Here is a 15,150-nt window from a genome sequence, read left to right on the forward strand (position 1 = left end):
AGTTCCCGCACCTCGGTGAGGCTGGTGTCCTCGTCGGGCAGGACCAGGTCGGACGGCGTGATCGTCGCGTCCGGCACGGGCGTGCCATAGCTGCGCACCGCATCCAGTAGGGCCGGCAGTGCAGCGGCGAACGCCGTCTCGTCGCCCGCGTCGGCGGCCGACTGCAAGGTGGCATCCAGCTCGTTGAGCCGGGGGAGGTGTTCATCGGTGATCTCGTACTGGCCCTCGCCGAGAATCCGCATGATCATGATGTCGCCTCCTGGTCCGGCGGGCCCTGCTCGGCGCTCCTGCCCTCTACGGCCGACGGGGTTGCGGACGCCGGGAGCTGGGCTTTCATCCGCGCCAGTTCCTTGTCCACGTCCTGGCCCGCGGTGACGCGCTCGAGTTCGGCCTGGATGTCGTCGCGGCCGGCGCGGAGGGTGGCGTCCTCCAAGGCCCCGGAGGCGAGCAGTTCGTCCAGTGCTCCGGCGCGGGCCTGCAACTGTTCGGTCTTGTCCTCGGCACGCTGCATGGCAAGGCCGACATCGCCCAGCTCCTCGCCGATGCCGGTGACGGCCTCGGTGATGCGGGTCTGGGCTTCGGCGGCGGTGAAGCGGGCCTTGATGGCCTCCTTGCTGGTGCGGAAGGTGTCCACCTTCGCCTGGAGGCGCTGTGCGGCGAGGGTGAGTTTCTCCTCCTCGGCCTGCAGCGAAGCGTGCTGGGTCTGCAGGTCCGTGACCTGGGAGGACACGGCGGTGCGCCGACTCAGGGCTTCGCGGGCGAGGTCCTCGCGTCCGGCGGCGAGCGCCTTCTGGGCCTGTCCCTCCAGCTTGCCGCTGGACTGGCGCAGCTGGTTGATCTGTATCTCGACGCGTTTGCGGCTGGTGGCCACGTCCGCCACACCACGTCGTACCTTTCTGCAGCATTTCCTGCTGCTGGGTATAGGAGTAGTCCAGTACCTCGCGCGGGTCTTCAGCCCGGTCCAGGGCCTTGTTCGCCTTGGTCCGGAACAGGGTGGCCATGCGGTGGGCGATGCTGGTCATAGCGGCCTGCCTCCTCTCGATCGGTGAGGAATCAGCCGGTCCGTACGACATCAGCGGGGACACCTCCAGGCTCCGGCGGCGTGGTCCGGGCCGCAACCTCGGTCCTGGCGTCCCAGCTCTGGTCAGCAGGTGCTCGATGCCGATGTCCGGCCAGGCCGGTCCCCCAGCTGCGGTCTCGTGCGCCTTCCTCCACGATGAATGCATGGCGCTCGTCCGTTCCGCTCACTCTTTCGACGCTTTCCGGGCGCTGGCGGACCGGCGTGGGCGGTCTGGAGAAAGGTTGGTGGAGTCGCTGGCCAAGGCCAGGGCCACGACGGTGGACGGCCCCGAGGTCTGGGCACCACCGGTCGCCGCCCGCGCCGGCCTGCCTGCTGCCGCCGCGCTGGGACCTGCCAGTTACTACGCGGACCTGGCCGCTCCGCACGGCGACCGCCATGTCCGGGTATGCACCGCGACGGCGTGCTTCGCCGCAGGAGGCGGGGGGCACCTCGCGGAGGTGGAGCGTGAGCTGGGTGTCGCCGCACACACCGCCTCACCGCGCGGCGGTGACGTGTCGCTGCAGGCTGTCCGCTGTCTGGGCTACTGCTACGCGGGGCCCGCCGCCCTTGACGACGACATGCCCTGTACCGGGGCGACCCTCCCCGCTCAGCTCGCCGGGCGGGAGCCACCGCGGGCGCCGGAGATCCCGGTGGCCGATGACACCGATGACCCAGTCCTGCTGAGCGGTGTGCTCTCCGGTGAGCCGGCGTGGCAGGTGTGGTCGAGGACGGTGTCGTCCGGTACTCCCGACGAGGTGCACCGGGAAGTGGCGGCGTCCGGGCTGCGTGGGCGTGGCGGCGCCGGATTCCGCGTGGCGGCGAAGTGGGAGGCGGCCGGCCGCGCACCCGGGACCGTGGTCGTCGCCAACGGCGACGAAGGCGATCCGGGTTCGTACGCCGACAGGCTGCTGATGGAGGCCGATCCGGGGCGTGTGCTGGAGGGGCTGGCCCTGGCCTGCTTCGCGTGCGGGGCCGGTCAGGGCGTGGTGCTGATGCGCTCCGAATATCCGGCCGCTCTGGCACGGATGAGGGAAGCGGTGCGCGAGGCGTACGCCGACGGCCATCTCGGACCGTCGGCCCATGGGACGGCCACCTCGCTGGACATCCGCATCGTCGAGGGCGCCGGATCCTACGTCGCCGGTGAGGAGACCGCACTCATCGCGGGGTTGGAGGGCGGCCGCGGATGCGCCCGGCCCCGTCCGCCGTACCCGACCGAGCGTGGGTTGTGGGATGCGCCGACCGTCGTCAACAACGTGGAGACCCTGGCGGCCGTCCCCTGGATCGTCCGGCACGGCGGCCGGGCGTACGCCCGGCGCGGCACGTCCGACGAGACGGGGACCAAGCTGGTCTGTCTCTCCGAGCGGTTTGTACGGCCTGGTTGCTACGAGGTCGAGCTCGGCACACCGGTGCGGCGGATCGTCACCGAGCTGGGAGGCGGTCTGAAGGACGGCGCCGAGCTGATGGCTCTCCAGGTCGGCGGGCCGCTGGGCGGCTTCCTCGCTGCCGACGCGCTGGACGTGCCGCTGTCGGAGGCAGGGCTGTCGGCCCGGGGCGCCGCTCTCGGCCACGCCGGTCTCGTCGCCTTCGACGAGCGAGTGGCACCGGAGGAAGTGCTGCGTCACGTCTGGGAGTTCGCCGCGGCCGAGAGCTGCGGCGCGTGCTCACCCTGCCGTGTCGGCTCGCGCCGCGGCCTGGAATGGGCATCCGCCGATGCCCCGCCGCGTCAGGAGTGGGAGCGACTGTCGCGGGTCCTCACCGAGGCGAGCCTGTGTGCCTTCGGGCGGCGGATCCCGCCCGCCGTGCACAGCCTTGCCCGCGCCTACGGGGACCGACTGGCGGGATGGGGACCATGAATGGACTCACGATCGAGGTCGACGGCACCGGCGTCGAGGTACCCGAGGAGTCGTCACTCCTCACGGCGGTGCGGGCGGCCGGGATCGAGTTGCCCGCGCTCTGCTCCGACGACCGGCTCAGCCCCGCCGGGTCATGCCGTACGTGTCTCGTACGGGCCGACGGGCGCATCGCGGCGGCCTGTGTCACTCCGGCATCCCCTGGCATGCGCGTGGACACCAGGACTGACGATGTCGTGCGGCTGCGCCGGGACGCGGTGGAGGTCATCGTCTCCGCACTGCCGCCCCGGGCCCTCGCCGACGACAGTCCCAGCGAACTGGCCCACGTCTGCCGGTCGATGGGCATCGGCCCCGAAGTGGCGCTGGGTGCCGGAGGCCGCGGGCGGGACGACTCCCACCCGTACGTCCACCTCGACCGGGACCTGTGCATCGCCTGCGGCCGGTGCGTGCGGATGTGCTCCGAGTTGCAGGGCACCTTCGCCCTCACCCTGGTCGGCAGAGGCGGCGACACCGTCGTGGCCCCCGGCACCGGCGGGCCCTGGTCCGAGTCGGACTGCGTGGCCTGCGGCGGCTGCGTGGACACCTGCCCCACGGGGGCGATCACCCAGCCGGGACCGGCGCGGGGACTCACCTCGGCGTTCCACCCCGCGGAGGTCCGGACGCGCACCACATGCGGCTACTGCGGCGTGGGCTGCACCCTCGACGTGATCGCACAGGACGGTGAAGTCACGGCGGTGCTGCCCGCCCGGGACGGCCCGGTCAATCGCGGTCACGCGTGCGTGAAGGGCCGCTTCTCCCACGGATTCCGCACCTCACCGGAGCGGCTCACCCGGCCCCTGCTGCGGCGCGACGGCGTGCTGCAGCCGGTCGGCTGGGACGAGGCACTGGCTCACGTCGCCCGGGGACTGCGGACCGCCGTCGATGCCGGCGGCCCTGACGCCGTGGCGGCGATCTCCTCGGCCCGTGCCACGAACGAGGAGAACTACCTTGTACAGAAGTTCATGCGGGTCGTCATCGGCACGAACAACGTCGACAACTGCTCCCGCCTGTGCCACTCCCCCTCCGCCGCCGGCCTGACGGCGTCCTTCGGGCTCTCCGGCGGCACCGACACCTTCGACGACGTGGAGCGGGCCGACTGCCTGCTGGTGGTCGGGGCCAATCCCGTCGAGGCCCACCCGGTGGTCGGAGCTCGGCTGCTGAGGCGGGTCCTCCACGGGGCCAGGCTGGTTGTCGCCGACCCGCGTGCCGTGGGCCTCGCCCTGCACGCCGATGTGCATCTGCGGCCGCGTCCCGGCACCAACGTGGCGCTCTTCCACGGGCTCGCCCATGTACTGCTCGCCGAAGGGCTGGCCGACGAGGAGTTCCTGCGCGAACGGGCCACCGGACTGCCAGAGCTCACCGAACTGCTGGCCGACTACCCGCCGGACCGGGTCGCGGACCTCACCGGCGTGCCGGCCCCGGACCTGGTCGCCGCCGCCCGCCTGTACGGCAGCGCCGAGCATCCGGCCATCGTCTACGGCCTGGGCGTGACCGAGCATCTCCACGGCACAGACGGGGTGCGGTCCCTGGCCAACCTGGCGATCCTGCGCGGCGCCGTGGGCACCGACCGGGGGTATGGGGTCAACCCGCTGCGCGGCCAGAACAACGTCCAGGGCGCCTCCGACATGGGGGCCCTGCCCGACCTCCTGCCCGGGTACGGAAAGGTGACCGACCCGGCCGCCCGCGCACGGGCCGAGGACGTCTGGGGCGTACCAGTCCCCGATCGGCCCGGTCTGCGGATCCCGGACATGTTCGCCGCCGCACGAACCAGCGATCTGCGAGCACTGTGGGTCATCGGCGAGGACGTCTGCGCCACCGACCCCGACACGAACCGGGTGGTCCACGCCCTGGACGCCTGCCCGCTCGTCGTCTGCAACGAACTGTTCCTGTCCGAGACGGCCCAGCACGCCGACGTCGTACTGCCAGTGGCCTCCTGGCTGGAGAAGGACGGGACCTTCGTCAACTTCGACCGCCGGTTCCAGCGCGTCCGCCCCACCGTGCCCCCACCGGGACAGGCCCGCACCGACTTCGACACCCTTCGGGCCGTCGCCGAGGCCATGGGAGTCGACCTGGGCTGCGCGACTCCCGCCGACGCCCTGGCCGAATGCGGCCGGCTCGCGCCCGTCTTCGCCGGGCTCTCCCACCACCGACTGGACCGCGAGGGCTCCGTGCCATGGCCCTGCACCGCCCCCGACCGGCCGGGAGAAGCCAAGCTGTACACCGAGCGCTTCGCCACACCGGACGGCCGGGCCCACCTGGCCAACGCCCCCTATCTTCCCCCGGGCGAACGACCCGACGACGACTATCCGCTGGTCCTGGTCACCGGGCGGCGCTGGGCTCACTACAACTCCGGAAGCATGACGCGGCGCGGCGGCAACCTCGCGCTCGACCCGGTTGACTTCCTTGACCTCCACCCCGACGACGCCGGCCGGTACGACGTGCGCGAGGGCGAGCAGGTAACAGTGGAGAGCCGACACGGCCGAGCCCGGCTCATCGCTCGTGTCGGTGACCAGACAACCCCCGGCCAGGTCTTCTGCTCCTTCCACTTCCCTGCGAGCGGAGTGAACCACCTCACCTCGGACGTCGCAGATACCGTCACCTCCTGCCCCGAGTACAAGGTCACGGCGGTCCGCGTGGCCGTGTCGTAATGGCGGCAGACTGGGGTTGCTCGTGCTCTGCATGGCTGCCGCCTCCGTCCTCCGCCGGCCCCCAGCGCAGAGTCGCTTGCCCCAGCAGCCGCCAGCCTCGTCCCACGAGACCCGTTCATAGCCACCCTTGCCTCTCACCCACTGGTAGCGGCGGCGCTCCGATCGGTCTGGGGCCGACGCCAGCGCCGGGTCGCCCAGCCGCGCCCTGGCCTCCCGGTACATCTCCACCAGGACTGCCGCGGGCGTAGGGAAAGCCCACACGCGTCGGCGATGACACATACCAGGAGAAGGCAACCCCTTGCGGGCAGTCGCGCGGCTCGTACCCCGCTGTCCGCCACGACCGTCACCTCACTGCTTTTGAAGAGCTTGAGGGACACCCGCACCGCAAAATTGCCTTTATGTGCCAATTTCTGCTGGTCCGAAGAAGCAGAGTGTCCCGCGGCCACAACAGCAGCCGCACCGAGTACGGAGAGGTGAGGGGCTGTACGTCCCCGGCCCTGGGCCATACAGCCCCTCACCCATTTCGTGCGTCGCCGGTGTTCGTGGAGAGGAAGAGCCGGTGAGCCGGTTCACGCAGCCGGCGCGCATGCTGGCTCTGGCCACGGCTGGGTTCATGGCGGGCTTCTGGGCGTGGGCTCTGCTGGGGCCGCTCGGCCCGACGCTCCGCGACGACTTGGGCCTCAGTTCGTTCCAGCAGTCCCTGGTGGTGGCTGTGCCGGTCCTCGTGGGCTCGCTCGGCCGGATCCCGGCCGGAGCCCTGACCGACCGCGTCGGTGCCCGCCGGGTGTTTCCCCTCGTCACCGCCCTGACCGTCCTGCCCGTGCTCTACCTGGGCCATCTGGCCGACTCCCTGGCCGAGTTCCTCATCGGCGGCTTCTTCCTCGGGTTGGGCGGTACCACGTTCGCCGTCGGCGTGCCGTTCGTCAACGCCTGGTACCCGCCCGAACGGCGCGGCCTGGCGCTCGGCATCTTCGGCATCGGCACGGGCGGCACCGCCATCTCGGCGTTCACCACTGTGCAGCTGGCCGATGCCGTCGACCGGAGCTTTCCCTTCACCCTCGTCGCCGTCATCCTGGCCCTCTACGCCGTCACCGCGCGCTTCCTCCTGCGCGACCAGCCAGAGCGTGCCATCCCGGCCGGCTCGCTGCTCGCGCGCACCACCGCCACCATGCGGATGCCCACCGCCTGGCAGCTGGCCTTCCTCTACGCCGTGGCCTTCGGCGGGTTCGTCGCCTTCAGCGTCTACCTGCCCACCTATCTCACCACCGCCTACGATCTCGGGCGCTCCGACGCCGCCCTGCGCACCGCCGGCTTCGTCGTCCTCGCGGTCGCCGCGCGCCCGGTGGGCGGCTGGCTCTCCGACCGGCTGCACCCCGTCCCCGTGCTCATCGGGGCGTACGCCGCCATCGCCGGACTCGCCCTCCTCGCCTCCCTCGAACTCGCCCTGATCCCGATCGCCACACTGACCTTCCTCGGCATGGCCGCAGCCCTGGGAACCGGATCGGGCGCCGTGTTCGCCCTCGTCGCCCGCCTCGTACCCGCCGACCAGGTCGGATCGGTCACCGGCATCGTCGGCGCCGCCGGCGGACTGGGCGGCTTCTTCCCGCCCCTGGTCATGGGCGCGGTCTACAGCGTCGCCGACGACTACACTTGGGGATACCTGCTCCTGGCCCTCACCGCTGTCGCCACCTGCGCTTTCACCGCGACCGTGGTCCGGCGCCATGCCATGCGCCCGTATGAACGCGAGCGAGGCGTCTGACTCCGCTGAAGGGGGCGAACCCAGTGGTTGTCCCGAACCTGCTCAGGACGATCCGGGAGGTCTAGGACCGTTCGAGCATGCGGCGTTGCGGGAAGATCAGGGTCAGCGGAGCCCCTTTGCCCGGGCGGAGCGGAAAGGCCAACCACCCGGATCCTCGCCTTCCGCCAAGGCGGCGCACGGCTGCCGCTCCGGCCACAGCCGTGCCTGCAAACGCATGACCACATGGCCGAGGCCGGACAACGCGCAGGCGATCGCCAGGTCCCCGAGCGACAGCAGCTCTGTACCCAACAGGTCCCGAAGAGGGGGCAGATAGATACCGGCCGCCTGGAGGCCCAGGGCCGCAGCCACGGCAACCAGCAGGAACGGGTTGGCCAGGCTTCCCGGACGGGCGCGGGAGCCCAGGGCAACGCCCAGCTGGGTCGCCCCGAGCACCAGGAAGATCATGGACTGCCAGGGGCGGCCCGTCTCACGGGCCCACACGCCGGCCACCAGGGTCACCGTGGCAATGAAGGCCCCCATGAGCAGGATGCGCGGCCACAGGCCGGCGCCCAGCACGCTCTCCTCGGGGGGCCTGGGCGGATGGTGCATCGTGCCCGGGGCGACGGGCTCCGCACCGAGCGCGACACCGGGCAGGCCGTGCGTGAGCAGGTTGATCCACAGAATCTGCGCGGGCAGCAGCGGCAGCGGCATCCCCAGGAAGGGGCCGAGGAGCATGACCAGGATCTCCGCCGTGCCTCCGGCGAGTGCGTAGAGCAGGAACCGGCGCACGTTGGCGTAGACCCGGCGCCCCTCTTCGACGGCCGACACGATGGTGGCCGGGTTGTCGTCGGCGAGCACCAGGTCGGCTGCCTGGCGGGCCACTTCGGTGCCGCGCCGCCCCATGGCGACGCCGATGTCGGCGCGGCGTAGGGCCGGGCCGTCGTTGACCCCGTCCCCCGTCATCGCCACGACCTGCCCGGCCCCGCGCCATGCCTCGACGATGTCCAACTTCTGCTCGGGAGTGGTCCGGGCGTAGACGCGTACGCCGGTCAGCTCGCCCGCCGTGCCTTCCCGGATCCGTTGCCCGGTGGTCACCTCCTCCTCCCGGGAGGCGATGCCGAGTCGCTCCGCCACGGCCCGGGCGGTCAGCGGATGGTCGCCGGTGATGAGTACAGGGACGATGCCGGCGCGTTTGCAGGCGGCGATCGACGGCTCGGACGCGGCGCGGGGCGGGTCCAGGATGCCGACAAGGCCGAGCAGCGACAGGCCCGACTCCCATGTCCCGGACGGTTCCAACGCCTCCTCGTGGTCGGCCGACGCGACGGCGAGCACCCGGTACCCGTCACGCGCCAGTGCCTCCGCCTGAGCCGCCGCCCGGGCGAGCAGGTCCGGACCGTCGGCCAGGACCTGCGGCCGGAGCAGGGACTCCGGCGCTCCCTTGCACGCGACCCGCACTGCTCCGTCCGGCCGGCGGTGGACGGTCGTCATGCGCTTGCGGCCGCTGTCGAACGGAATCTCCTCCACGCGCGGCAGCCCGCGGTCCAGCGCCGCCCGGTCCAGCCCGAGCCGGGCCCCCGCCACGAGCAGCGCGGCCTCGGTGGGGTCACCCAGCGCGCGCCACTCCGCGGAGCCGTCCGGCGGAGGCTCCAGCGCCGCGTCGTTGCACAGCATCGCGACGCGCAGCAACGCCGCCAGGTCGGGTGCGTCGTTCGCCGTGACCGTTTCTCCGTCGCGGACGACCCGGCCCTGGGGCTCGTAGCCGGTGCCCAGGACCGTGGCCTCTCCGCGCGGCGTCCACAGCCGTTCGGCGGCCATTCGGCCCTCGGTCAGGGTGCCGGTCTTGTCGGTGGCGATCACCGTGACGGAGCCCAGCGTCTCCACCGCGGGCAGCCTGCGGACGATGGCGTGCCGGTCCGCCATCCGCCGTGCCCCCAGGGCGAGCGCGAGCGTCACGACGGCGGGCAGGGACTCCGGTACGGCGGCGACCGCAAGGCTGATCGCCGCCACGATCATCAGTTCCACGGGCTGTCCGCGCACCAGCCCGAGAGCCAGAACCAGGGCGCACAGGGCCACGATGGCGGCTGCCAGAACCCGGCCGAACCCCGCCAGCCGGCGCTGCAGCGGGGTCAGACCGGGCGCGGCACCCATCAGAGATGCGATCCGGCCGAGCGCGCTGTGGGCTCCCGTGGCGGTGATCACGACGCGTCCGTGGCCGCGGACGACGACCGTGCCCGCCGACACCGTGCCGTGCGCGGGCTCGCTGTCGGGGGCCTTCTCCACCGGGACGGATTCGCCCGTCAGCGAGGACTCGTCCGTCAGCAGCAAGGCCGCGGCCAGTACCTCCCCGTCGGCGGGCACGATGTCTCCCTCGGCCACCAGCACCAGATCGCCGGGCACCACCTCGGCAGCAGGGAGGGAACGTTCCTCACCGTCCCGTACGACTCTGGCGGTGGGAGCACTCATGGCAGACAGGGCCATCACCGCCTGTTCGGCTCGTACCTCCTGAACGACGCCGACCACGGTGTTCACCGTGATGACGAGCAGAATCACGGCGGCATCGGAGAGATCACCGGTGGCGATCGTCAAGGCGGCGGCCACCAACAGCACCAGGATCAGCGGGTCCCGCAACTGCTGCAGCACCCGCCGCCATACGGGGGCGCGCGGCTCCGCCGGGATCGCGTTGGGCCCGTAACGCGTCAGTCGGCGCGCAGCCTCGGGCGACGACAGACCCGCCGCGGAAGACGCGGAAGATGTCGTACGGGGTGCGTCGGTGCCCGCATCAAAAACCCGGTCACCCCGCTGCTCGCTCACGCGCCCGGCGGGGTTCTGTACGCGGGTGAGCCACGGACTGCTCGAAGGTCGCTGTCGCGCACCGCGAGGACGCCGGAGCGTGCCAGAGCAGCGGCATCAGGACAGGCTTGTTCGCTGTGTGCCATCCACCAAACTCCCGTCATGCAGGGAACCGCCGTCCCCGAATACCGGTGTCCGCTTGTCAGGGTGCCACCGCTGACGCCGACCGGCATGACCGACCACTCATCGTGTGGGCGATCCTGGCGCTGCAAGACCGGGCATGGGCCGGTTGGTCAGAGCTGTGCGAGGCTGCGCCCGTGGTCTGCGGCGTACGCTGCGAAGACCTCCGTCGCCGTGCCACCGGTGTGGAGAAAACGCTGGTCAAGGATGGCTGCGAGGTCCTTCAGCGCACCGGCGAGCAAGTCACCTGCCAGGCGCACCTCCGGCCGCTGGGCTGCCCGTCCTCGCTGGGCGAGAGTGGCGGCGTAGCCGACCGTGGCCGCCAGCGACGAGTGGTCCTCCCCGTCATGGAAGTAGTGCGCCTCGGCGTACTGGGTGAAGTCGATACGCACGCGTACGACTTCCGTTGCCAGGCTGTCCAGCAGCAGCGCCCCGGCCGTGCAGTCGATCTGCTGCGGCGTCGGGGCCGAGTCGCGCAGCAGGGCCAGCCGGATGGCCAGGACCCTCCTGCGGGTCAGCGCCGGGTAGATCTCCAGCACCCAGGAGACCGTGGCCGTCAGGAGTGCGAAGCCGACGAGGGCTTCCAACGGTGAGACCAGGCGGAGCCAGCCCTCACCGGGTGCGATGTCCCCCAGGCCCAGGGTGGCCACCGTGACGAGCGACAGGTACACGGAGTCCAGCAGCGCGGGCTCCTGCGCCGCCTTGGAACCGGGCGCGAAGGCGAACGCCCCGGGCATGTGCGGCCAGTAGACGATGGCCCAGCCGAGGACGACGGTGAAGGCCCACATGCCCACCACCGTGACCATGGCGAGCGGCCCAACGAGGCCGACCACCCGCCTGCGCGCGCGAAAGCGCCGGGCCAGGCGCCACAGCGCCGTCATCACGAGGCGGCTCAGGCCGCCGTGGCGGGTCGGGTGCCAGAGGGTATGGAAGAGGTCCCGCAGGGTGAGCATGACGAGCCCGGCACCGACCAGCGAGACCAACCACTTCATCCACGTCTCCCACGGCACTGTCGCCTGAAGCGGAACCCCGCTTTCGGAGCCTATGGCCTGTCCGGGCGGATCCGGCCGCAGACGCCGAGGTCGGCACGCCCGTCTGCGCGGATCAGCTCTCCGGCAACACGAGCGTGCAGGTCTCTCCGGGCGCGACGGTCACGGCCCGGTCGGCCAGCACCACGCGGATCGGTGACTCCTCCGAGTCGGGCACCCGGATCTCCAGCTGTCCGCTCCGGCGCCGTATGCCGACGCCCCAGTGGCCGCGGTAGCGCAGGGAGAACCCGTACTCCGACAGTGCAGGAAGGGGCACCGGGTCCAGGCACAGGGCGTCCTCACGCGTCTCCAGTCCCGTCAGGCCGCGTTGCACCAGGTCCAGGGTGCCGGCCATGGCGCCGAGGTGGATGCCTTCGCCGGTCGTGCCGCCCTGGATGTCGGCGGTGTCCGCCTCCAGGGCCTCGTGGACGTAACTCCACGCCTCGGCTCGCCTGGCCCGGGCGAGGACGAGGCCGTGGACGAGTCCGCTGAGGGTGGAACCGTGGCTGGTGCGCTGCAGGTAGTAGTCGACGGTCCTGTGCCAGACCTCGTCGTCCACGTCGTACCCGAGACGGTGGAACAGGGCCCGCAGCTCGGCGGGCGAGAAGAGGTAGCCGAGCATCAGGACGTCGGCCTGTTTGGAGGCTTGGTAGCGGTTCACGGAGTCGCCCTCGGCTTCGAGGATGCGGTCCAGCCGCCGGATGCTGTTGTAGCGGGTGCGGTAGGCGTCCCAGTCCAGCTCGGTGAGGTCGCCGTAGCCGTCGAACTGGCTGATGACGCCCTGGTGGAAGGGCACCCGCAGCCGCCGGGAGACCTCCTCCCACTTCGGGAGTTCGCCGCTGTCCAGCGCGATGCGCTCGAACAGCTCCTGCCGGCGCCATGCCGGAAGGCGCCGCACCAGGTCCAGGGCGCGACTGAGGACCCAGACGGCGGTGACGTTGGTGTACGCGTTGTCGTCCAGGCCCGGCCGGGCGGCGTCGGGGTAGCTGTCGTGGTATTCGTCGGGGCCGACTACGCCTCGGATGCGGTAGCGGCCGAGACCGGGGGCGAACTCCGCGCTGTCCGCCCAGAATCGGGCGATCTGCAACAGCATCTCCGCGCCCTTGGTATGCAGGTACTCGGTGTCACCGCTCGCTTCGCAGTACTGCCAGACGTTGTAGGCGATCGCCGAGCCGACGTGGTGCTGGAGCCGGGAGTTGTCCGGCAGCCACCGGCCCGAACGGGGGTTGAGGTGTAGCTCCTGAGTCTCCTCACGGCCGTCGCTACCGGACTGCCAGGGGTACATCGCCCCGGCTCGGCCCGCCGCGTGGGCCGCGCGGCATGCCTGCGGCAGGCGCCGGTGACGGTAGTTGAGCAGGGCCCGCGAGACCTCGGGGAAACGCAGGTTCAGATACGGCAACACGAACAGCTCGTCCCAGAAGACATGGCCCCGGTACGCCTCGCCGTGCAGCCCACGGGCCGGCACGCCCACGTCCAGGTCCGCGGTGTGCGGCGACAACGTCTGCAGCACATGGAACAGATGCAGGCGCAGGACACGGCCCGCCTCCCCGGGCACCTGGACGTCCGCGCCCCGCCACAAGCGCGCCCAGGCAGCGACATGGGAGTCCACAAGCGCCGGGAAGCCCACAGCCGTGGACAACCGGTCGAGCGCCGCGCCGAGCGGGTCACTGATCGCCGGGTCACGGGAGGTGTGCAGGGCCACGGTCTTGTCCACGACGGCGGGCCGGCCTGGAGCGACCGGTATCACCAGCCGGTGTACGGCACGGCGGTGAGACGGACGAGGCTCCGACGACGTGGGCGGCTGCCCGACGGCGACCGTACGTGCCGCCATGCCGATGCCGACGTCGGAGGTGCTGGTGCGGCAGCTCAGCCACGTCACGTCGGTCGCGGACGCGCCGGTCCGTACACGGACCAGGTGGTGCCGGTTGAGTGACCGGTAACGGTGCACGTTGCTGTTGATCACGTCGCCGTCGAGGACGGACTCCACCTCAATCTCTCCGGACCAGTCCTCGGCTGTCACAACGGTCCGCAGCGCGGCCAGGTGAGGATCCGCCATGTGCACCAGCCGGACCTGCTCCACACCCAGCACGCCTGCCTCGTCGTCCCGAAACCGGAACGTGCGCGTCAGCGTGGCCCGGCGCAGATCCAGACTGTGCCGGTGGTCGAGCGGCTGCCGCGTGTCGGGAGAAAACCACGGGCCCGCCGATCCGTCGGAGAAGCGCAGACGAAACCGCAACAGCAGCCAGTTCGGGAGATTCACCAGGTCCTCGTTCACCACCCGCCGCCCCGCCACGGTCGACTCCAGGCGGTTGTAGACCCCGGCCGCGTAGGTGGCCGGGTAGTGCACCAGACTGGCCCTGCTCTCGGGTACGGCGCCGCGGGTGGCGAAGTAGCCGTTGCCGAGCGTGCACAACGACTCGCGCAGCCGCTCGCCGGCCGGGTCGTAGCCCTCGTACTCCCAGGTCCACTCCGACATCCGCCGCCCTCTCCTTCTCCCTTCACGAGATGTGCAGGAGCATGAGACGCACGTCGGGTCAGGCCCGTTGCGGGACGACGACCACCGGACACTCGGCGTGATGCAGCAGGGCATGGGCAACCCTGCCAAACTGCAGACCGACATGGCCGTGGCGCCTCCGCGCACCCACGACCACCAGGTCGGCGTCGGAAGAGGCGTCAAGGAGGACCTTGTGGGCGGGGCCTTCGACCGCCTGGCGATGCACTTCGACCTGCGGGTGATTGCGTACGGCGTCGCGCAGCGCATCGGTGAGAAGAGCGGAGGCGCGCTCCTCGTGGGCACCGGCGGCATCATCCGCGATCAGGGGATGGTCCACGTGTTCATGGGCGGGGCGGCGCCAGGCCCGCACGGCATGCAGGGCGCAGCCGCGCGCCTCGGCCTCGCGGAAGGCGAACCGCACGGCGGCCGAGCCCTCCGCGGAGTCGCCGAGGCCGACCACCACCCGGCCGAAGGAGCCCTGCCGGTTTCGCTCCCCGCCGCGAACCACGATCACCGGGCACACGGCACGGGCGGCCACCGCGAGGCTGACCGATCCCAACAGGACCCCGGCGATCTCACCGCGGCCGCGGGAGCCCGTGACCAGGGCGAAGGATTCATGAGCCGCGTGCAGGAGCGCGGACACGGCATCGTCGGGCAGTACATCGCTGGAGACCTTCACCTCTGGGTTGCGCAGCCGGGCACGTTCCGCGCAGGACACGGCGATGTGCTCGGCCATGACCTCTTCAGCCGGGCGGTCAGTACTGAAGGACGGGCGGCCGCCCTCGTACCGCTCCCACAAAGAGGCGTAGACGAGCCGCAGAGACAGCCCGAGGCGCGCCGCCTCGTCGACCGCCCAGTCCACGGCGTCCAGGCTGGAATCCGATCCGTCGACACCCACGACCAGCGGGAGCTCCATAGTCACCACCACCTTCCTGCCCGGCCGCTGCCGGAAGCCCCGGTCAATCCGGAAACCCCTGTCAATACCGTCGCACCGCATGGGTTCCGTCGCGACACATGGACCGACTCTCGGAAAGGGACCTCGGCCCAGGTTGCACTGCGCCGATTTGCGACGATCGTGGAGTCATACGGCCGGAGAAAAAACGGGGTTCCATTCCTCGCATCGCCGCCACGGCCGTCGCATCGGCCCGATACGAGCCCGCTTCCGCTTCGAGGTCATGTGAAGGGAAGGCGATCGTGGTTGCGAGGACCGGCGTCTTCGGCGCCCTGTCCAAGGAGCATCGCGAGCAGCTCATGTCCCTCGCTCGCGAGGTGTCGTTCGAGATCGACGAGCGCCTCTTCAACGAGGGCGGCAAGGCCGACCGC

Annotated in this window: 8 protein-coding genes and 2 pseudogenes; 3 read left to right on the forward strand and 7 right to left on the reverse strand. The window is 71.2% G+C overall.

Annotated elements, in window-relative coordinates:
• Together ACGFNK_RS45460 and ACGFNK_RS45465 are read right to left on the reverse strand one after the other, a co-directional pair.
• Positions 1-248, reverse strand: a 248-nt coding sequence (locus ACGFNK_RS45460; RefSeq protein ID WP_393427229.1) for a hypothetical protein, incomplete at its 3' end; no start/stop codon positions are given.
• A pseudogene (locus ACGFNK_RS45465) lies at positions 245-1,022 on the reverse strand (PspA/IM30 family protein). The pseudogene ACGFNK_RS45465 and the gene ACGFNK_RS45460, both read right to left, overlap by 4 nt.
• A gap of 202 nt (positions 1,023-1,224) precedes the next feature.
• On the opposite strand from ACGFNK_RS45465, the gene ACGFNK_RS45470 reads away from it, so the two are divergent.
• Together ACGFNK_RS45470 and fdhF are read left to right on the forward strand one after the other, a co-directional pair.
• Entirely contained in the window at positions 1,225-2,913 is a 1,689-nt protein-coding gene (locus ACGFNK_RS45470; protein WP_393427232.1) for an NAD(P)H-dependent oxidoreductase subunit E, read from the forward strand.
• A complete protein-coding gene (fdhF, locus tag ACGFNK_RS45475) occupies positions 2,910-5,597 on the forward strand; it encodes a formate dehydrogenase subunit alpha (RefSeq protein ID WP_393427235.1) in 2,688 nt (895 codons plus the stop codon). Before ACGFNK_RS45470 ends, fdhF begins: the two co-directional genes overlap by 4 nt.
• A 93-nt stretch (positions 5,598-5,690) precedes the next feature.
• Here the strand turns inward: fdhF and ACGFNK_RS45480 are convergent.
• Positions 5,691-5,919: pseudogene (locus tag ACGFNK_RS45480) on the reverse strand (hypothetical protein); the annotation flags it as partial.
• Between the two features lie 264 nt (positions 5,920-6,183).
• Here ACGFNK_RS45480 and ACGFNK_RS45485 point away from each other — a divergent pair.
• Positions 6,184-7,356, forward strand: coding sequence for a nitrate/nitrite transporter (locus tag ACGFNK_RS45485; RefSeq protein WP_393427247.1), 1,173 nt, complete (start codon positions 6,184-6,186; stop codon positions 7,354-7,356).
• A gap of 102 nt (positions 7,357-7,458) precedes the next feature.
• Here ACGFNK_RS45485 and ACGFNK_RS45490 read toward each other — a convergent pair whose 3' ends face one another.
• The 4 genes from ACGFNK_RS45490 to ACGFNK_RS45505 all read right to left on the reverse strand — a co-directional run bounded on the left by ACGFNK_RS45490 (position 7,459) and on the right by ACGFNK_RS45505 (position 14,743).
• Positions 7,459-10,146, reverse strand: coding sequence for a cation-translocating P-type ATPase (locus ACGFNK_RS45490; RefSeq protein ID WP_393427238.1), 2,688 nt, complete (start codon positions 10,144-10,146; stop codon positions 7,459-7,461).
• Positions 10,147-10,418: 272 nt separating this feature from the next.
• The gene (locus tag ACGFNK_RS45495; RefSeq protein WP_393427241.1) at positions 10,419-11,297 is read right to left on the reverse strand and encodes a potassium channel family protein; all 879 of its coding nucleotides are present in this window, start codon (positions 11,295-11,297) and stop codon (positions 10,419-10,421) included.
• Positions 11,298-11,409: 112 nt separating this feature from the next.
• Positions 11,410-13,809, reverse strand: a complete 2,400-nt coding sequence (locus tag ACGFNK_RS45500) for a glycoside hydrolase family 65 protein (protein WP_393427244.1) — start codon at positions 13,807-13,809, stop codon at positions 11,410-11,412.
• Between the two features lie 58 nt (positions 13,810-13,867).
• Positions 13,868-14,743 (reverse strand): universal stress protein, encoded by an 876-nt coding sequence (locus ACGFNK_RS45505; RefSeq protein WP_393427250.1) that lies wholly within the window; start codon positions 14,741-14,743, stop codon positions 13,868-13,870.
• Positions 14,744-15,150: the final 407 nt, after the last annotated feature.

Source organism: Streptomyces sp. NPDC048825, assembly GCF_043198355.1.
Classification (GTDB): Bacteria; Actinomycetota; Actinomycetes; order Streptomycetales; family Streptomycetaceae; genus Streptomyces; species Streptomyces xiangluensis.

Excerpts from the sequence above, each read along its gene's own strand:
- ACGFNK_RS45470 (WP_393427232.1), top strand. The coding sequence starts at position 1,225 with ATGGCGCTCGTCCGTTCCGCTCACTCTTTCGACGCTTTCCGGGCGCTG.
- ACGFNK_RS45500 (WP_393427244.1), bottom strand. The coding sequence starts at position 13,809 with ATGTCGGAGTGGACCTGGGAGTACGAGGGCTACGACCCGGCCGGCGAG.
- ACGFNK_RS45485 (WP_393427247.1), top strand. The coding sequence starts at position 6,184 with ATGCTGGCTCTGGCCACGGCTGGGTTCATGGCGGGCTTCTGGGCGTGG.
- ACGFNK_RS45505 (WP_393427250.1), bottom strand. The coding sequence starts at position 14,743 with ATGGAGCTCCCGCTGGTCGTGGGTGTCGACGGATCGGATTCCAGCCTG.
- fdhF (WP_393427235.1), top strand. The coding sequence starts at position 2,910 with ATGAATGGACTCACGATCGAGGTCGACGGCACCGGCGTCGAGGTACCC.
- ACGFNK_RS45495 (WP_393427241.1), bottom strand. The coding sequence starts at position 11,297 with ATGAAGTGGTTGGTCTCGCTGGTCGGTGCCGGGCTCGTCATGCTCACC.